Annotated in this window: 15 protein-coding genes, 1 tRNA gene and 1 pseudogene; 11 read left to right on the plus strand and 6 right to left on the minus strand. The window is 73.6% G+C overall.

The window, feature by feature from the left end; all coding sequences use genetic code 11:
- Window positions 1-20: 20 nt before the first annotated feature.
- Entirely contained in the window at window positions 21-833 is an 813-nt protein-coding gene (locus ACFYXB_RS30585) for an N-formylglutamate amidohydrolase (protein WP_389587793.1), read from the plus strand.
- A gap of 85 nt (window positions 834-918) precedes the next feature.
- Here ACFYXB_RS30585 and ACFYXB_RS30590 read toward each other — a convergent pair whose 3' ends face one another.
- The 3 genes from ACFYXB_RS30590 to ACFYXB_RS30600 are packed head-to-tail and all read right to left on the minus strand — an operon-like array spanning window position 919 to window position 3,511.
- Window positions 919-1,434, minus strand: a complete 516-nt coding sequence (locus tag ACFYXB_RS30590) for a hypothetical protein (protein ID WP_389587795.1) — start codon at window positions 1,432-1,434, stop codon at window positions 919-921.
- Between the two features lie 5 nt (window positions 1,435-1,439).
- Window positions 1,440-2,078, minus strand: coding sequence for an RNA polymerase sigma factor (locus tag ACFYXB_RS30595; RefSeq protein WP_389587797.1), 639 nt, complete (start codon window positions 2,076-2,078; stop codon window positions 1,440-1,442).
- On the minus strand, window positions 2,075-3,511 hold the full coding sequence (locus ACFYXB_RS30600; protein WP_389587799.1) for a S8/S53 family peptidase: 1,437 nt from the start codon (window positions 3,509-3,511) through the stop codon (window positions 2,075-2,077). Before ACFYXB_RS30600 ends, ACFYXB_RS30595 begins: the two co-directional genes overlap by 4 nt.
- A gap of 188 nt (window positions 3,512-3,699) precedes the next feature.
- Between ACFYXB_RS30600 and ACFYXB_RS30605 the strand changes: the two genes are divergently transcribed.
- Entirely contained in the window at window positions 3,700-6,264 is a 2,565-nt protein-coding gene (locus ACFYXB_RS30605) for a CHAT domain-containing protein (protein WP_389587865.1), read from the plus strand.
- A gap of 30 nt (window positions 6,265-6,294) precedes the next feature.
- On the opposite strand, the gene ACFYXB_RS30610 is transcribed toward ACFYXB_RS30605, so the two are convergent.
- Entirely contained in the window at window positions 6,295-8,127 is a 1,833-nt protein-coding gene (locus tag ACFYXB_RS30610; RefSeq protein ID WP_389587801.1) for a LuxR C-terminal-related transcriptional regulator, read from the minus strand.
- Between the two features lie 94 nt (window positions 8,128-8,221).
- On the opposite strand from ACFYXB_RS30610, the gene ACFYXB_RS30615 reads away from it, so the two are divergent.
- From ACFYXB_RS30615 to ACFYXB_RS30655, 9 genes are all read left to right on the plus strand, one after another.
- Window positions 8,222-9,316, plus strand: a complete 1,095-nt coding sequence (locus ACFYXB_RS30615) for a M12 family metallopeptidase (protein ID WP_389587803.1) — start codon at window positions 8,222-8,224, stop codon at window positions 9,314-9,316.
- A gap of 228 nt (window positions 9,317-9,544) precedes the next feature.
- Window positions 9,545-9,811 (plus strand): hypothetical protein, encoded by a 267-nt coding sequence (locus ACFYXB_RS30620; protein WP_389587805.1) that lies wholly within the window; start codon window positions 9,545-9,547, stop codon window positions 9,809-9,811.
- 124 nt (window positions 9,812-9,935) lie between these two features.
- Entirely contained in the window at window positions 9,936-10,787 is an 852-nt protein-coding gene (locus tag ACFYXB_RS30625) for a hypothetical protein (protein ID WP_389587807.1), read from the plus strand.
- Window positions 10,788-10,851: 64 nt separating this feature from the next.
- Window positions 10,852-12,012 carry an NAD(P)/FAD-dependent oxidoreductase gene (locus ACFYXB_RS30630; protein WP_389587809.1) on the plus strand — a complete coding sequence of 387 codons (1,161 nt, stop codon included), beginning with the start codon at window positions 10,852-10,854 and terminating at the stop codon, window positions 12,010-12,012.
- Window positions 12,009-12,308 carry a (2Fe-2S)-binding protein gene (locus ACFYXB_RS30635; protein WP_389587811.1) on the plus strand — a complete coding sequence of 100 codons (300 nt, stop codon included), beginning with the start codon at window positions 12,009-12,011 and terminating at the stop codon, window positions 12,306-12,308. The genes ACFYXB_RS30630 and ACFYXB_RS30635 overlap by 4 nt, the downstream gene beginning before the upstream one ends.
- Window positions 12,301-13,689, plus strand: a complete 1,389-nt coding sequence (locus ACFYXB_RS30640; RefSeq protein WP_389587813.1) for an NAD(P)/FAD-dependent oxidoreductase — start codon at window positions 12,301-12,303, stop codon at window positions 13,687-13,689. The genes ACFYXB_RS30635 and ACFYXB_RS30640 overlap by 8 nt, the downstream gene beginning before the upstream one ends.
- Window positions 13,690-13,759: 70 nt before the next feature.
- Window positions 13,760-14,659: a dihydrodipicolinate synthase family protein gene (locus ACFYXB_RS30645; RefSeq protein ID WP_389587814.1), complete on the plus strand. Its 900-nt coding sequence runs from the start codon at window positions 13,760-13,762 to the stop codon at window positions 14,657-14,659.
- Between the two features lie 21 nt (window positions 14,660-14,680).
- Complete coding sequence (locus ACFYXB_RS30650) at window positions 14,681-15,682, plus strand: proline racemase family protein (RefSeq protein WP_388504335.1); 1,002 nt, start codon at window positions 14,681-14,683, stop codon at window positions 15,680-15,682.
- Window positions 15,683-15,699: 17 nt separating this feature from the next.
- Entirely contained in the window at window positions 15,700-16,398 is a 699-nt protein-coding gene (locus tag ACFYXB_RS30655) for a GntR family transcriptional regulator (RefSeq protein ID WP_351365807.1), read from the plus strand.
- Window positions 16,399-16,425: 27 nt separating this feature from the next.
- Here the strand turns inward: ACFYXB_RS30655 and ACFYXB_RS30660 are convergent.
- Together ACFYXB_RS30660 and ACFYXB_RS30665 are read right to left on the minus strand one after the other, a co-directional pair.
- Window positions 16,426-16,752 (minus strand): annotated as a pseudogene (locus ACFYXB_RS30660) (AMP-binding protein); the annotation flags it as partial.
- Between the two features lie 48 nt (window positions 16,753-16,800).
- Window positions 16,801-16,874, minus strand: a tRNA-Pro gene (locus ACFYXB_RS30665).
- Window positions 16,875-16,883 lie beyond the last annotated feature (9 nt).

Raw genomic sequence — 16,883 nt, forward strand, 5'->3', positions numbered from 1 at the left:
AACGCCCCGGGAGCAGCCCCATGACCCCTGCCGCACCCTCCTTCGAGCTCCTGCCCGGGGCCGGCGACTCACCGGTGATCCTTCATGTGCCGCACTCGGCGCGGGAGATACCCGCCGCGGTGCGCGCGGGGATCGTGCTGGACGACGCCGCGCTGGAGCGGGAGCTGGACCACATCACCGACGCGCATACGGCCCGACTCGCCGAGGACGCGGCCCGGTTGGCCCCGGTCACGCCCTGGCGGTTCGTGAACGGGCTGTCGCGGCTGGTCGTCGATCCGGAGCGGTTCCCGGACGAGCGGGAGGAGATGCTCGCCGTAGGGATGGGCGCCGTCTACACGCGGACCACGCACGGCGACCCGCTGCGGCCCGCGGACACCGATCCGGAGCCGCTGGTCGGCCGCTACTTCCGGCCGTACGCGCAGGCGATGACACAGGCGGTGCGTGACCGGCTCGCGGGCACCGGGCGGGCCGTCGTCATCGACGTCCACTCGTATCCCACGCGCCGGCTGCCCTACGAGTTGCACGGCGCGGGCCCGCGGCCCCCTGTCTGCGTGGGCACCGACGCCTTCCACACCCCGGCGTGGCTGGCGGACCTGGCCCGTGAGGCGTTCGCCGGGTGCGGGGAGACGGGACTCGACAGCCCGTTCGCCGGGGCGTACGTGCCTCTGGAGTTCTACGGCAAGGAGCCCCGGGTCGGCGCGCTCATGGTCGAGATCCGCCGGGACACGTACATGACCGAGCCCGGCGGGCCGGCCGGGCCGGGACTGGGGCGGCTGGCCTCCGCACTCGCCGCCCTGGCCGACGGCGTCGCCGACCGCGGCGCAAGACCATGATCCGCGGTCCGCGGCCCGCGGACCCTGCCGGCCACCTGGTGGCACCGCCTCTGCCGGTCACCTGGGGCAGGGCCCGCGTCCGGGCTCAGGCCCGCAACCACTCCGTGACGATCACATCGCCGCCGGTCCGCACCCGTAGCGCGAACGGGCCGAAGGGCGGGGTGTCGCTGGTGAAGCGGCCCATGGCGTCGACCGGGACCGGGGCCGCCGTCTGCCGACCGCCGAGTACCTCGATCCGGGCCGACTGCGGCGGCAGCACCTGCCCCATCAGGCCCTGACCGGTTACCTCGACGTCGACGGTCAGCCCGCCCGCGCGGAAGGTCAGCATCCGCGGCGCGTCCGTCACCCCTCTCACCGGGAGGGCGTCCACCAGAGAGTCGAAGGTCAGCTCGGCGATCTTGGCGTCGAGGTCGTGCAACGCGTAGGCCTCGATGGCCAGTTGGCGCAGCTCGGCCGGGACCGGGTCCAGGACGGCGGCCGCCTGGCGCAACTCCTCCTCCAGGAGCGTGGCGTCGAACTCCGCGTCGTCGAAGGCCTCTTCGAGCCCGTCGAGCCCCTCGGGTCCTTCGTCCGAGAACCTCTCCCCGCTCATGTCGTCCATGTCCCTCACACCGCCCCCCGTGCGTCCAGTCGCGCCCTCAGCCTGCGCAGACAGCGCTGGCGCAGCGGTCCGATGCTGCCCACCGCGATGCCCAGCGCGGCCGAGACCTCGACATAGCTCGGCGGCGGTGCGGCCATCAGGACCCGCAGCAACTGGCGGCACCGTTCGCCCAGTTCCTCGAACTCCTGCCACAGACGCCGGATCCGCTCGGCCTGGGCCGCGGCCTCCTCCGAGTCGATCAGTGTCTGCTCCGGCGTGCGCTCCTCACTGACCCGGTCGAGGACCTGGGGATCGTCCGTCGGCATGAGCCGCGTCAGCCCCTTGATGACCTTCAGGCACTCGTGCCGCGCCGTGCTCGCCAGCCAGGACCCGGCCTTCTCCGGTTCGCGGATCCGGCCGAGGTGCTGCGCGAAGCGGAGCCACACGGTCTGGAACACCTCGTGCCCGTCGGCGTCGGAGAGCCGGTGCGCGCGCACCACCGACCACACCAGCGGGCTCAGCCCCTCCACCAGCGCCTTCCAGGCGGCCGCGTCACCGTCGACCGCGGCCCGGACCAGCACGCCGACCTCTGTACGGTCCACGGTCCCACCCCTCGTGTACGGCATGACATCGTACGCCGTGGAGGGGAGGGTTCCCGCCGTCATGCGGGGTGGCCGCGTCGCACGACCGGGACCGGGCGCCAGGTGGCCGGCCTGAGCGCCGGCACGTGCGCCCCGCGCACCTCGGCGAACTCGGTGTTGTTCGCCAGCAGTTGCCTGCCTGCCGCGCGCGGGTCGGACTCCTTGTGCGCCGTCATGTGCGCGGCGACCAGCCCGGCGGCGACCGGGGTGGCGAACGAGGTGCCGCTCCACTGCGCGAGGCCGTCGAACATCACCTGGTCGGGCTTGCCCGAGGTGGTCTCCCGCTCCTCGCTCAACACGCCCGTGTGCCGCGGGGACTGGCAGGTGCAGGCGTAGGTGAAGCCGTACCGGCAGGCGTCGTAGGTGGAGTGCTGGTACACGTACGGCACCGGCGCGCCGAAGCCGGTGAGGGCACTGGTGAGCCGCTCGCCGGGGGCGTAGACGCGCACCCAGGAGCCGTGGTTGCTGAAGCAGGCGCCGAACTCGCCGTCGCCGCGCAGCGCGCCGACCGACAGCACGACGTCCTCGTAGCCGGGCAGGGTGGCGTAGGCGGCGGGCCAGAACGGTGCGGCGCTGCCGTTGTTGCCGGCCGCGGCGATCAACAGGGTGCCCTGGTCGCGCAGTTCGGTCATGAAGGCGTCGAGGCCGAGCAGTCCGTCGGTGCGGCCGTTGGAGGTGCCCGCCGAAAGGCTGATGATGTCCGGCCAGCCGCCCTGGTCGACCGCCGCGAAGAGCTTGGCGCCGAAGTCGGACTCCAGGATGGCGCCGGCGTCGGTGAGTGTGTTGCGTACGGTGACGTCGGTGTTGGGCGCGACGGCCGCCACGAGCCCGGCGATGAACGTGCCGTGTCCGACGTACTGCTGGAGGACGCCCTGGTCGTCGGTCTCCCTGAGCTGCGCGTCGCCCTCGGTGTGGGCGAGCAGCGGGTAGGAGCGATAGTCGTGCATGAGGCCGGTGTCGATGACGAGGACGCCGACGGCGGTGTCCGGGTCGTGACCGGCCTCGGCCGCCGCGGGGTTGGGCGGCTCGGTGAGCGGGGCGGGGACGGGTTCGTCGCCGGGGCAGGCGTTGACCGCGATCGACACCACGTGGTTACGGCTGACCAGTCGGCGCCCGTGGCGACCCTCCGCCTCCCGCAGGGCGCGCAGCGCGTGGCCGACGGCCGGGTCACCGGCGCGGTCGCCCTGGCCCGGGTCGCCGACCTGGATCCGGGTGACGCCGGTCCGGTTGGTCTCGGGGCTCACTCGCCGCACATGGTCCGCGACCAGGTCGGGAGCCTCGGTGAAGTGAGTGCGCACGGTGTCCTCGACGACCCGTGCCTCCTCGCCGTCGCGGGCGAGGACGAAGCCCTTCTCATAGATGAACTCGGCCGAGTCGTCCGGCCCCATCGCCAGGGGGACGTCGGGCAGCGAGCGCTGGATCTTGTCGAACTGCTCGTGGAATCGCTGAGGTGGCATGACAGGTCCTCCCACTGGTGCGGTGGTCGTCAATCAGAGCCGCGGGGCGTCGGGTTGATACAGCTGGGACGGACCGTTTGATACAGCAGGGACGGACCGTGCCAAACCCGTGTGACACAAATCCCGAGGCCAGTACTATCCGAGGGGTGACAGCAGCGGGAAGCGAATCGGTTCTCGAACTGCTGCCGATGGTGTTCGCCGCCCCGGGCGACGCGCTGGCGCGGGCCGAGCGGGTACTGGAGACCGATCCGGCGCCGTTGCACGCCTCCGTCGCCCATCAGGTGATCGGCATCTGGCAGCGGGACTTCGGCGACATGCGGATCGCCCTGGGCCATCTGCGGCGTGCCCGCGCGCTCGCGGCCCACGCGGAGTCGCCCGAGCGGGAAGCCGACGTCCTGGCCACGCTCGGGGTCGCGCTGGTGCACGCGGGGCGCACTCGGCAGGGGCTGACGGCGTTCGAGCAGGGTGTCGCGCGCGGCACCGGGCACACCCGGGCCCGGGTCCTGTACCGGCGGGCGTATGTGTGGTGGGTGCTGGGGCATCACCGGGAGGCCCTGGAGGACGTACGGCGGGCGATCCCGGTGCTGCGGCAGGCCGACGACGTGATCTGGACGGCGCGGGCACTGACGCTGCGGGCCACGGTGCATCTGGCACTGGGCGCAGTGGAGCGGGCCGACGCCGACTTCGCGGCGGCCGAGCGGCTGTGGGAGACGACAGGCCAGGAGCACGACAAGGCGGACGCTGTGGAGAGCCGAGGCCTCGCCGCGTTCCGGTCGGGCGACATCCCGGTCGCGCTGCGGCTCCTCGACGAGGCCGAGGAGCGGTACGCCAAGCTGGGCACGCCGACCTTCATGCTCTACATCCGCCGCTGCGAGGTGCTGATGGCGGCCGGGCTGGCCCCGGAGGCGCTCGCGGAGGCGGACGCGGCGATCGCGGCGCTCGACCGGATCGGCGGGCAGTCCACCCGCAAGGCCGAACTGCTGCTCGCCGCCGCGCGAGCCGCCCGGTCGGCGGGCGACCCGCACACGGCGATCGCCCGAGCGGCCGTCGCCGTACGGCTGTTCGCCGGGCAGCGGCGCACCTGGTGGGAGACGCACGCCCGGCTGGTGCTGATCGAGGCCCGGGTGGCGACCGGGCGGTCCTCGGGACGGCTGGTCGCGGACGCGGCGGCGGTCGCCGACCGGCTGGCGGCGTTCGGCTCGCCCAGCGCGCCGGAGGCGTCGCTGCTGGCAGGCCGGATCGCGCTCGACCTGGGCTGGACGGTGGACGCGGAGCGGCATCTCGCGGTGGCCGCACGCAGCAGGTCGGGCGGGCCGCCGCTGGCCCGGATGACGGGCTGGGCGGCGCAGGCGCTGCGGGCGCGGGCGGCGGGTTCGACGCGGGGCGTGTTGGAGGCGTGCCGGCGCGGGCTCGACGTGCTCGACGACCACCGGATGACGCTCGGCGCCTCGGAGTTGCGCGCCCGGGCGACGGCGCAGGGCGCGGAGCTGGCGGCGCTGGCCCAGCAGGCGTCTCTGGCCGGGGGCGGGCCGCGGCGGCTGCTGGAGTGGAGCGAGCGCTGGCGGGCGACCGTGCTGTCCGCGCCGCCGACCCGGCCGCCCGCCGACCCGGTGCTGCTGAGCGGGCTGACGGCGTTCCGGGAGATCGCCGCCCGCGCGGAGGCCGCCCGTATGGAGGGGCGGCCGGTGCCCGCGCTCGAGCGTGAACAGCGGCGTCTGGAGCGGGAGATACGTTCCCGCACCCATCACATGCGCGGCGACTCCCTCGGCGACGGGAACCGCTTCGACGCCGGGCGGCTGCTGGAGCGCCTGGGTGAGGGGCGGCTGGTCGAACTCGCCGTGCTGGACGGGCGCGTGCAGGTGTTGCTGTGCGGTCAGGGGCGGGTGCGGCGGTTCGAGGGCGGGCCGCTGGCGGAGGCGGTGGCCGAGGCCGAGCACGTCCAGGCGGGGCTCAGGCGGCTGGCGCATCCGGGGGCGGAGGGCAGACTGCCGCTGGTGGAGGCGGCGGGGCGGCGGCTGGAGGAGCTGCTGCTGGGCGGTGCCGTAGCGCACCTGGGGGACGGACCGGTCGTGGTGGTGCCGCCCGGCGCGCTGCACCGGGTGCCCTGGGCCCTGCTGCCCTCGCTGCGGGACCGGGTGCTCAGTGTGTCGCCGTCGGCGGGCAGTTGGCTGCGGGCCCGGGAGACCGAGCCGCCGCCGGGCGGGCGTCATGTCCTCGTGCGCGGGCCCGGATTGGCCACGGGCGGTGCCGAAGTCCCCGAGCTGGCGGGCCGGTACGGCGCGGCGACGGTCCTCTCGCACGAGGACGCCCGGGTGCCGCGGGTCCTGGAGGAGCTGGACGGGGCGGCGCTCGCGCACATCGCCGCGCACGGCACGTTCCGCGCGGACAGCCCCCTGTTCTCGTCGCTGCGGATGGCCGACGGCCCGCTGATCGTCCACGACTTCGAGCGCCTGGACCGCAGCCCGTACCGCATCATCCTCTCCAGCTGCGACACCGCGCGCCTGGCGTCGGTGGGCGCCGACGAACTGCTGGGTCTGGTCACGGCGTTGCTTCCGCTGGGCACGGCGGGGGTGGTGGCGAGCAGCGCGCCCGTGAACGACGCCGCCGTGGTCCCCCTGATGCTCGCCCTGCACAAGGGCCTGGACACGGGCCTGTCCCTGGCCGAGGCCCTGCGCGACGCCCGCGCCGCAGTACCGGACGACGCGGTCCACCGGGCGACGGGCTGGGCGTTCGCGGCGTTCGGGGCGGCGTGACGGGCGGGCCCGGTCGACAGATCGATCAGGTCAGGCGGACGCCGTCTCCGGCAGGTCCATCAGCCAGGGCAGGGCGCCCCGATCGCTGGCGCCGAGGCGGGCGTACGCGCTGTAGAGGTGGTTGCCGACCGTGCGGATCGACAGGGTGAGCTGCTCGGCTATCTGGCGGTTGCTGAGACCGGCTGCGGCGAGGGTGACGATCTGCCGTTGGCGGGCGGTGAGTTCGCCGAGGACCAGTCCGGACAGGGCCGGGGTGCGGGCGCCCTGGCAGCGGCGGGCGAGGGCCACCGCCCGGGTGCGGGACGTGCGGGCGGCGCGCGGGTCGCGGTGCGCGCGTACGGCCTGGGCGTGCGCCTCCGCCGCGAACAGCAGGAAGCCGCGCTCCTCCAGCGCCCGCGCCGCACGGTCGAGGGCGGGACCGTCACCTCGGAGCAGCGCGTCGGCGTGCCGGGCCAGGACCCCGGCCTCCGGCAGCCGGCCGGCGACGCGCTCGGGAGCGCCGAGGCGCACGACGTCGTACAGGGCGTACACACCGTCCTCGGACAGGGCCCCGACCGCACCGTCGAGGTCACCCCGCGCGGCCGCGGCCCAGACGGCCGTACCGCCGGCCGCCGGTTCCGCCTCGCTCACCGTGTCCTCCTCCAGCGGGGCCACGTCCCCCGACTGCGCGGCAGCGAGAGCGAGTTCGGCTCTGCAGGACGCGTCCCCCGGCGCCTCCCGCAGTCCTTCCCTCGCCCACGCCGCCGCCTCCCGCAGCTCCCCCCGAAGCCGCGAGAACCTGGCCCGTACGGCCGCGTATCCGGCCGGTACTGGCGCGCCCTCCGCCGCCAGCCACTCCCCCACGGGCGTCGGCAGGGGCCGTACATCCCACTCCTCGATCCGGCTTGTCAGCTCCCGCTGTTCGGCCGCCAGGGCCGGGCCGCACCACCCCGGTGTGCGGGCCAGTCGCCGGGCCCGCAGCCGGCCGGCCGTGGCGCGCAGGGCCGGGCCGTGCAGGGGGTGGGCGAGATGGACGCCGCCGTGGTCGTCGACGTGGAGCAGGCCGTCGGCCTCCAGGCGTTCGAGGACATCGAGGTCGAGGCCGTCCAGGTGCAGTGGGAGCGGTTCGGCGAACGCGAGGCGTTCCAGGGCGTCGCGTTCACCCGGTCCGGAGCGGTCCAGGGCGGGGGCCATGCGCTCGCGCACGGTCGCGGTCACCGGCACCGGGCCGCGCCACGCCCACTCTCCCGTGCCCGGGAGGGGGTTGAGTGGCCCGGACTCCCGCAGGGCGCCCAGCAGGTCGCGCAGCAGGCGCAGGTCTCCCCGGCACACCCGGTGCAGTCGGTTCACGGTGAGTGGTTCCAACGGGGTGCCCATGGCGAGCAGTTGGGCCGTCTCCTCGCGGGGCAGCGGCTCCAGGGCGAGGCGCGGCAGGAGTTCGCCGGTCCACAGCCGGGACACGGCGCCCGGCACCGGCGCGTCGTCGGCCGCGACGACGATCAAGCGGGTGCGGCCGTGCGCCGCGAGCTGATGGACCAGGGCGGCGGAGGCCTCGTCGAGCAGATGGGCGTCGTCGACCACGAGGAGCCGTACCCCGGACAGGAGTTGCACGGCGCGGTGCAGCGAGACCGTCTCGGGCAGCAGATGGGCGAACGCGGCGAAGGGCAGCCCGCCGGACTCGGGCATGCCGGTCACCCGGGCGCAGTCGGTGCCCCGCACGGCCTCGGTGACCAGCCTGGTCTTTCCGCAGCCCGCCGGTCCGGTCACCGCGATGCCGTGCCGCCCCGCGGCCAGGGAGCGGCGTATCAGCCCCAACTCCTGCTCCCGGCCGGTGAACGGCCAGGGCAGTTCCAGGGTCTTGGGCTGCTGTGCGTAAGTCGTCACATGAAGGAGAGCTCGACTACTCACGCCTGATACAGGGTGACTTGAGTAGCCCCCGACTCAGGCGTCCACGCGGGACCGACGGCAGGCTTGCCCCATGACTCAGCGCTACTGCTCGCTCCCGCAGCAGTCGGCCCCCTCCTTCGCACCGGGGCTGACCGCCAAGCGGCTGAGCGCGCTGCTGGGCGGGCGGCGGATGTGGGTCAACGGCACGGTCCTGCACTACTACTTCTTCGACGCGGACAACGGTGGCGACGACAGCTCGGTGATCCCCGTACCGGGGACGGGCGGGACGCGCCGGATGCCATGGGCCGGCGCCAAGGAGCAGCAGGACGTCGTACGGGAGTGTTTCCAGGAGTGGCAGGACCTCGGCATCGGAGTGCGGTTCGCCGAGGTCGGCGACCGCCGGGAGGCGGAGCTGCGCATCGGGTTCCAGCCGGGTGCCGGTTCCTGGTCGGCGGTGGGCCGTGACGCGCTCACGGCCGGTATGAACGAGCGCACGATGAACCTGGGCTGGGACCTGACCGCGCCGGGTGAGCGCGGGACGGCCCTGCACGAGATCGGGCACGCGCTCGGGCTGCTGCACGAGCACCAGAGCCCGTTCGCCGGGCTCCACTGGGACGACGAGGCCGTGTACGCCGAGCTGGCGGGCCCGCCGAACTTCTGGAGCCGGGACAGGACGTACATCAACATCCTGCGCAAGCTGGATCCGTCCGAGGCCAACGGCTCGGTGTGGGACCCGCAGTCGATCATGGGGTATCCCTTCGCGCCGGGGCTGATCCTGGAGCCGGAGCAGTACCGCGGGGGGCTGCATCCGGCCGGCACACTGTCCCCGGCCGACAAGGAGCTCGCGCTCCGCTGGTACCCGCCCGCCGGCCCGTCCCGGCCGGACGAGCTGGTGCCGTACCGCTCGGCGCCGCTGCGCCTCGGCCCGGGCGGGCAGGCCGACTTCACGGTCGAGCCGCCGGAGACCCGCACGTACACAGTGGGCACCTTCGGCGACGGCGACCGGGTCGTCGTGGTCTTCGAGGAACGCGACGGCGAACCGCGCTTCCTCGCCGGGCACGACGACGGGAGCGCAACGCACGACGCCACACTCGGAGTCCGGCTCGTCAAGGGCCGCCGCTATTTCGTCCGCGTGCGCCTGTACTCCACATGGGGTTCGGGAGAGACGGCCGTCATGTGCTGGTGACAGCACAGGCCACGGCACGCGGGGGGCTCGGACCAACTGTCCGGCGCCGGGGGAGCGGCCGAGGATGTCGCCTTCGGGGGAGGGAGACATCCTCGGCCACGCCGGCCCGGCGGGCCTTCGGCGGGACAGGACCGAGCGGGCGTACGAGCCCTGGTGCCGGGAACACGTGGTGATCGACCCTGCCGGGCAGGACCCGCAGGAGTCCGTCACGCGAGAGGACCGGGATCCATGACCGAGGAGCCGCCTCCGGAGGCCGGGCCGGTGCCGGGTGCCGTGCCCGAGACGTTCGTGTTCGAGTGCCGGGACTGCGGACATGGCTGGCAGGTCCGGTTCCAGGCCGTGTTCTTCACCGACCCGACCGGGCTGAACACGCAGGAGTACGTCGACGAGGCGGGCCGCGCCATGCGCTCACCCCTCACCGATGCGGTCTGCCCGCGCTGCGGCGGACGCCGGGTGCGGGTGTCCGCACCCGAGGACGGCGACGGCTCCGCCTGAACGCGGGTCCGATCGGCCCGACCGCCCCTCCCGCCCCGTCACCCGAACGGCCCGTTGCGCTGGTCGGAGGCCGTCGGCGGTGGTGGCGTGGAAGCACGTACCGTGTTCCGAGGAGGCAGTCGCGATGAACCGTCCGTCCCGTCCTGTGCGTGTTCTCGCGTCGGCCCTGGCGGCGGGGACGCTGCTGACCACGGCGGCCTGCTCGGACGGCGGCGCCTCCGACGCCGTGTCCGCCTCGCCGATGGTCGAGCAGTCTCCGGACCGCTCCCCGATCAAGTCCCCGGACCGGACACCGACCAAGTCCCCCAGTCCCTCTGCGACCCGTACCCTCACCGGCGCCGGTGCGAAGGCAGCTCTGATCACCGAGGCCGACATCGAGGACAACTGGACCAAGGCCAACAACGCGGCCTCCTGGCGGAACCAGATGCTGGTCGGCAAGGTCGACGTCGCCGACTTCCTGGACGCGAAGACGAACGCCGCCGACTGCCAGAAGCTCCTCGACAGCCTCTACTCCGACAGTCTGCTCGGCCGGGCGACCGGTGCCTCGGCGCTGAAGGGGTTCACAGCGGGCGACGCCCGGCTGCTGTACCAGGTCGGCGACTACGGCCGGGCCTCGCTGGACAAGTCCCTCGCCTGGATCAAGAGCCTCCCGCAGAAGTGCGACCAGTTCACCGCGACCGGCTCCGACGGCGGCAAGCGGACGGTCCAGGTCGTCGGGGCCTCGCTGCCCAAGACGGGCGACGCCCAGCAGGCACTGACGGTGATGGTGCAGGGCACCACGGACGGGAACCCGACCACGCTCACCGTGGACGTCGCCGCGCTGCGGGTCGGAGCATCCGGAGCCGTCGTCACCAACGGCGGTCTGTCGGGCGCCGATCACGACAGCACCGCGAGGGCAGCTCAGCAGGGCGCGCAGCGTCTGCGGGACGTGCTCGCCGGGAAGACTCCGTCGCCGGACCCGAGCGAGTTCGACTGACGGCTGTCGGTGGTCCGCGCACACGACCTCCCCAGGGGTCAGAAACATGTGACATAGTACTGGCGTGGGGAATGGACTGACCTGCGACGTCGTGGTCGTCGGCGCCGGAATGACCGGCGCGGCCTGCGCCCTGTATGCGGCGCGGGCGGGTCTCGACGTCGTCGTGGTGGACCGTGGCCCGGTCGCCGGCGGCACCACCGGCGCAGGTGAGGGCAATCTGCTCGTCTCCGACAAGGAACCGGGTCCCGAGCTGGAACTCGCCCTGCTCTCCGGCCGGTTGTGGGCAGAGCTGGGTGAGGAGTTCGGGGACGCGGTCGAGTACGAGCCCAAGGGCGGTGTCGTGGTCGCCGCCACAACCGACGCGCTGACGTCGCTGACGGACTTCGCGGTCGGCCAACGGGCCGCCGGGGTCGTGGCGGAGAATGTGGACGGGAGCCAACTCCACGAGCTGGAGCCCCACTTGGCGCCCGGCCTCGCCGGTGGCGTGCGCTACCCCCAGGACGCCCAGGTCATGCCCGCGCTGGCCGCCACCTACCTGATACGCGCCTCCGAGGCCCGGCTGTACACCGGCCTGACCGTGACCGGTGTGCTGCGCACGACGGAGGGCGCGGTGCGCGGAGTCCGCACGGACCACGGGGACATCCACGCGCCGGCCGTGGTCAACGCCGCCGGCACCTGGGGCGGCCAGGTGGCCGCTCTGGCGGGCGCGCGCCTGCCGGTGCTCCCCCGCCGCGGTTTCGTCCTGGTCACCGAACCGCTGCCCCGGCTGATCCGGCACAAGGTGTACGCCGCGGACTACGTGGCCGACGTGGCGAGCGACTCGGCCGCGCTGCAGACCTCACCGGTCGTCGAGGGCACGGCCGCGGGTCCGGTCCTGATCGGCGCGAGCCGCGAACGGGTGGGCTTCGACCGGTCGTTCTCACTGCCCGTCGTACGGGCCCTGGCGCTCGGGGCGACCCAACTGTTCCCCTTCCTGGAGCGGGTGCGGGCGCTGCGCACGTACGTGGGCTTCCGGCCGTACCTCCCCGACCACCTGCCCGCGATCGGCCCCGATCCGCGTGTGCCCGGGCTGTTCCACGCCTGCGGGCACGAGGGCGCAGGCATCGGACTCGCCACCGGCACCGGTCACTTGATCGCCCAGGCGCTCGGCGGGAAGGCGACGGACCTGGACCTCACGCCGTTCCGGCCACACCGCTTCACGGGAGACGAGGTGAACTCCGCTTGAATCCGATGGAGTTGGTTCGGGCCCGGCCCGGCCCGGCGTTCACGGTCACGTTCGACGGCCGGAGCATCGAGGCGCTGCCCGGCCAGACCGTCGCCGCCGCGCTGTGGGCGGTGGGCGTGACCGCCTGGCGCACCACGCGCGAAGGGGGCCGCCCACGTGGGGTGTTCTGCGGGATCGGCGTGTGCTTCGACTGTCTGGTGACCGTCAACGGCCACCCGAACCAACGCGCTTGCCTGGTTCCGGTACGGGCCGGCGACATGATCCGTACGCAGGAGGGAACGGGCCACGATGACTGAGCGACCGCATCTCGCGGTGATCGGGGCGGGTCCGGCGGGGCTGGCCGCGTCGCTCGCGGCGGCCGCACGAGGCGTACGAGTGACCCTGATCGACGCCGCTGCGGAGGCGGGCGGACAGTTCTACCGGCAGCCTGCCGCCGCGCTCGGCGCACGCCGCCCAGAGGCCCTGCACCACCAGTGGCGCACGTGGGAGCGGCTGCGTACGGGGCTTGACCGACACCTGGCGGACGGGCGTATCCAACGGCTGACGGACCATCATGTGTGGTGCGTGGAGCGGGGATTCGCCGTGCACGCGCTGGCAGGTCCGGCACAGGACGACGGTGTCGTGGTGCGCGCCGATGCCGTGCTGCTCGCCACCGGAGGCTACGAGACGGTGCTGCCCTTCCCGGGCTGGACCCTCCCGGGCATCGTCACCGCGGGCGGTGCGCAGGCCATGCTCAAGGGCGGGCTGGTGCTGCCAGGGCGTACGGCCGTCGTGGCCGGAACCGGCCCGCTGCTGCTCCCGGTGGCGACGGGGCTCGCCGCAGCGGGCGCGCGGGTGGCCGCACTCGTCGAATCCGCCGCTCCCGGGGCGCTGCTGCGGCTGCCGTCGGCCCTGGCCGCGCAGCCGGACAAGCTCGCGGAGGGCGCCTGGTACACGGCCCGGCTGCTGCGTCACCGCGTACGCGCCCTGGTCCGGCACACCGTGGTCGAGGCGCACGGCGCCGACCGTCTGGAGGCGGTGACCGTCGCCGGGCTCGACGCGGACGGGCGCATCCGGCCCGGCAGCGAGCGCCGTATCCCCTGCGACACCCTGGCCGTGGGCCACGGCATGCTGCCGCACACCGACCTCGCCGAGTCGCTGGGCTGCACCCTGGACGGGACGGACGTCCGCGTCGACGACGAGCAGCGCACCGACGTCCCGGGTGTCTGGGCGGCCGGAGAGACGACCGGGATCGGCGGTGCGGCGCTCGCGCTGGCCGAGGGCCACATCGCGGGGCGGTCGATCGCCGCCCGGCTGCACGGGACGGCGCCCGACCCGCGCGCCTGGGCGTCGGCGAACCGCGCCCGGACCCGGCTCCGTACGTTCTTCGCAGCGGTCGACTCGGTCTGCGCACCGCCCGCCGGATGGGCGGAGCGGGTGCCCGACGACACGGTCGTGTGCCGCTGCGAGGAGGTGACCGCCGGTGAAGTCCGTACGGCCACAGGCGAGTTGGGGGCCGGTGATCTGCGCACCGTGAAGCTGCTGACCCGGGCCGGAATGGGCTGGTGCCAGGGCCGGATGTGCGGCCCGGCGGTCGCCGGCATCACCGGCTGCCCGCTCACGCCTGCGCGGCGACCGCTCGCCCGGCCGGTGCCGCTGGGCGTGCTCGCGGGACTGTCCGAGAAACATCTGGAGTGAGTCGGGGCAGCCACCGGAAGCCATCGAGCGTCAGTGCTATGTCACACCCTATTGAAAGAGGGGCCCGTTCATGTCCGACCCGCAGCACCGACCCTGGCGGGGCGTCCTGGTCGCCACCGCCCTGCCCCTGCGCGACGATCTCACCGTGGACCACGACAGGTACGCCGAGCACTGCACCTGGCTGGTCGAGAACGGCTGTGACGGCGTCGTGCCGAACGGGTCCCTCGGCGAGTACCAGACGCTGACGCCCGAGGAGCGCGCCCGGGTCGTCGAGACGGCGGTGGCGGCGATCGGCGGCGCGCGGGTGATGCCGGGCGTGGCCGCCTACGGCTCCGCCGAGGCCCGCCGCTGGGCCGAGCAGGCGGGCGAGGCGGGCTGCGCGTCGGTCATGCTGCTGCCGCCGAACGCCTACCGCGCCGACGAGCGGTCCGTGCTCGCCCACTACGCCGAGGTCGCCCGCGCCGGACTGCCGGTGGTCGCGTACAACAACCCGATCGACACGAAGGTGGACCTCGTTCCCGAACTGCTCGCCCGGCTGTACAGCGAGGGATACGTCCAGGGCGTCAAGGAGTTCTCGGGCGACGTCCGCCGCGCCTACCGCCTCGCGGAACTCGCCCCGGAACTGGACCTGTTGGTCGGCGCGGACGACGTCCTGCTGGAGCTGGCCGTCGCGGGGGCCAAGGGCTGGGTGGCGGGGTACCCGAACGCGCTGCCCGCCGCGTCGGCCGAGCTGTACCGGGCCGCCGTGGCCGGGGACCTCGCCGCCGCGCTCCCCCTGTACCGGCAGCTGCACCCGCTGTTGCGCTGGGACTCACGGGTCGAATTCGTGCAGGCCATCAAGTTGTCCATGGACATCGCCGGCCGGTACGGCGGCCCGGTGCGCCCGCCGCGCGTCCCGCTGCTGCCCGAGCAGGAGGCCGCCGTCCGCGCGGCCACCGAGAAAGCCCTCGCCGCGGGGCTCGCCCGATAAGCCCGACAAGGAGGCCGTTCCGTGCGCAGCAAACTCGTCCTGCACGCCGTCGACTCGCACACCGAGGGCATGCCCACCCGCGTGATCACCGGCGGCATCGGCACCATCCCCGGCGCGACCATGAACGAGCGCCGGCTGTGGTTCCGTGAACACCGCGACGGCATCAAGCAGTTGCTGATGAACGAGCCGCGCGGGCACTCCGCGATGAGCGGCGCGATCCTGCAGCCGCCGACCCGCCCGGACTGTGACTGGGGCGTGGTCTACATCGAGGTCTCCGGCTATCTGCCGATGTGCGGGCACGGCACGATCGGCGTGGCGACGGTCCTCGTCGAGACCGGCATGGTGGAGGTCGTCGAGCCGGTCACGACGATCCGTCTGGACACGCCGGCCGGGCTCGTCGTCGCCGAGGTCGCGGTGGAGAACGGTGCCGCCAGGAACGTCACGTTGCGCAATGTGCCGTCCTTCAGCGTGGGCCTGGACCGCAAGGCCGTGCTCGCCGACGGGCGCACAGTGACGTACGACCTGGCGTACGGCGGGAACTTCTACGCCATCCTCCCGCTGGACGAGTTCGGCCTCCCCTTCGACCGGTCCCGCAAGGACGACATCCTCGCGGCGGGCCTGTCGCTGATGGAGGCCATCAACGCCGAGGCGGAGCCGGTTCACCCTCAGGACTCGTCGATCCGCGGCTGCCATCACGTCCACCTGTACGCGCCCGGCTCCACCGCCCGGCACTCGCGGCACGCGATGGCCATCCACCCCGGCTGGTTCGACCGCTCGCCCTGCGGTACGGGCACGAGCGCGCGCATGGCGCAACTGCACGCACGGGGTGAACTGCCACTGCACACCGAGTTCGTGAACGAGTCCTTCATCGGCACCCACTTCACGGGGCGATTGCTGGGCACGACCGAGGTCGCCGGGATCCCGGCCGTGCTGCCCAGCTTCACCGGGCGTGCGTGGATCACGGGGACGGCCCAGTATCTGCTCGACCCCAGTGACCCGTTCCCCGAGGGCTTCGTCCTCTAGGAGCCGCATACACTCTGATGATGCGTGACATGGCACAGCGGCCGCAGTCGGCGGAGGGCCCGGAACTCCCCCGGCTGGGCGGCCGGCGGAGCAGCTATCGGGAGCGGGTCGCCGACGCCCTGCGGGCCGCACTGATCGCGGGGGAACTGCGGCCGGGCGTGGTCTACTCGGCGCCCTCGCTCGCCGCCCGCTTCGGGGTCTCGGCGACGCCGGTGCGCGAGGCGATGCTGGACCTGGCCAAGGAGGGCCTGGTCGACACGGTGCCCAACAAGGGTTTCCGGGTCACCGAGGTCTCCGACCGGCAGCTCGACGAGTACACGCACATCCGCGCGCTCATCGAGATCCCCACCGTCACCGAGCTGGCCCGGACGGCGGACCGGGTCTCGCTGGAGGCGCTGCGCCCGGCCGCACGGGAGATCGTCACGGCGGCCGTGGCGGGCGACCTCATCGCCTACGTCGAGGCCGACACCCGCTTCCACCTCGGCCTGCTGGCCCTCGCGGGCAACGCCCACCTCGTCGAGGTCGTCGCCGACCTGCGCGGCCGCTCCCGCCTCTACGGCCTCACCGCACTCGTGCAGGCGGGCCGTCTGCTCTCCTCCGCCGAGGAACACCTGGAACTCCTCGACGCGTTGCTCGACCGCGACGAGAGGGCCGTACACGAGATCATGACCCGCCACCTCGGCCACGTCCGCGGCCTGTGGGCGGCACGGGACTGATCGGCGAACGCCCAGCCCCGTCAGCAGCGGGTTCATCGGTACCACGACGGCGCCGGCGCGCAGGATGCCGTAGTAGAGGGCGGGGAACTCCAGCACGTTGGGCAGCATCAGGCCGACCCGGTCGCCGGGCCGGACCCCGCGTGCGGCGAGGAGCGCGGCCGTGCGCCCGGCGAGGGTGTGCAGTTCGGCGCACGTGAGGTGCTGGTCGTCGAGCTCGACGGCGAAGCGGTCGCCGTGGACGTGGGCGGAGCGGGTGAGGACGTCGGCGAGGTTCAAGTGCGGGCTTTCCTGGTCAGCCGCGCAGGGCGGAGGCAAAGACGGCGGGCAGCTGGGCGATGCCGGGCGCCGGCCCACGGAAAAGGGGCCTTCGCAGACTCTCGCCTGCGAAGGCCCCTCGCACCGTCGGGACGACAGGATTTGAACCTGCGACCCCTTGACCCCCAGTCAAGTGCGCTACCAAGCTGCGCCACGTCCCGGTGCGGTGC

It is taken from the genome of Streptomyces sp. NPDC002619 (assembly GCF_042889305.1).
In the GTDB taxonomy this organism is placed as follows: Bacteria; Actinomycetota; Actinomycetes; order Streptomycetales; family Streptomycetaceae; genus Streptomyces.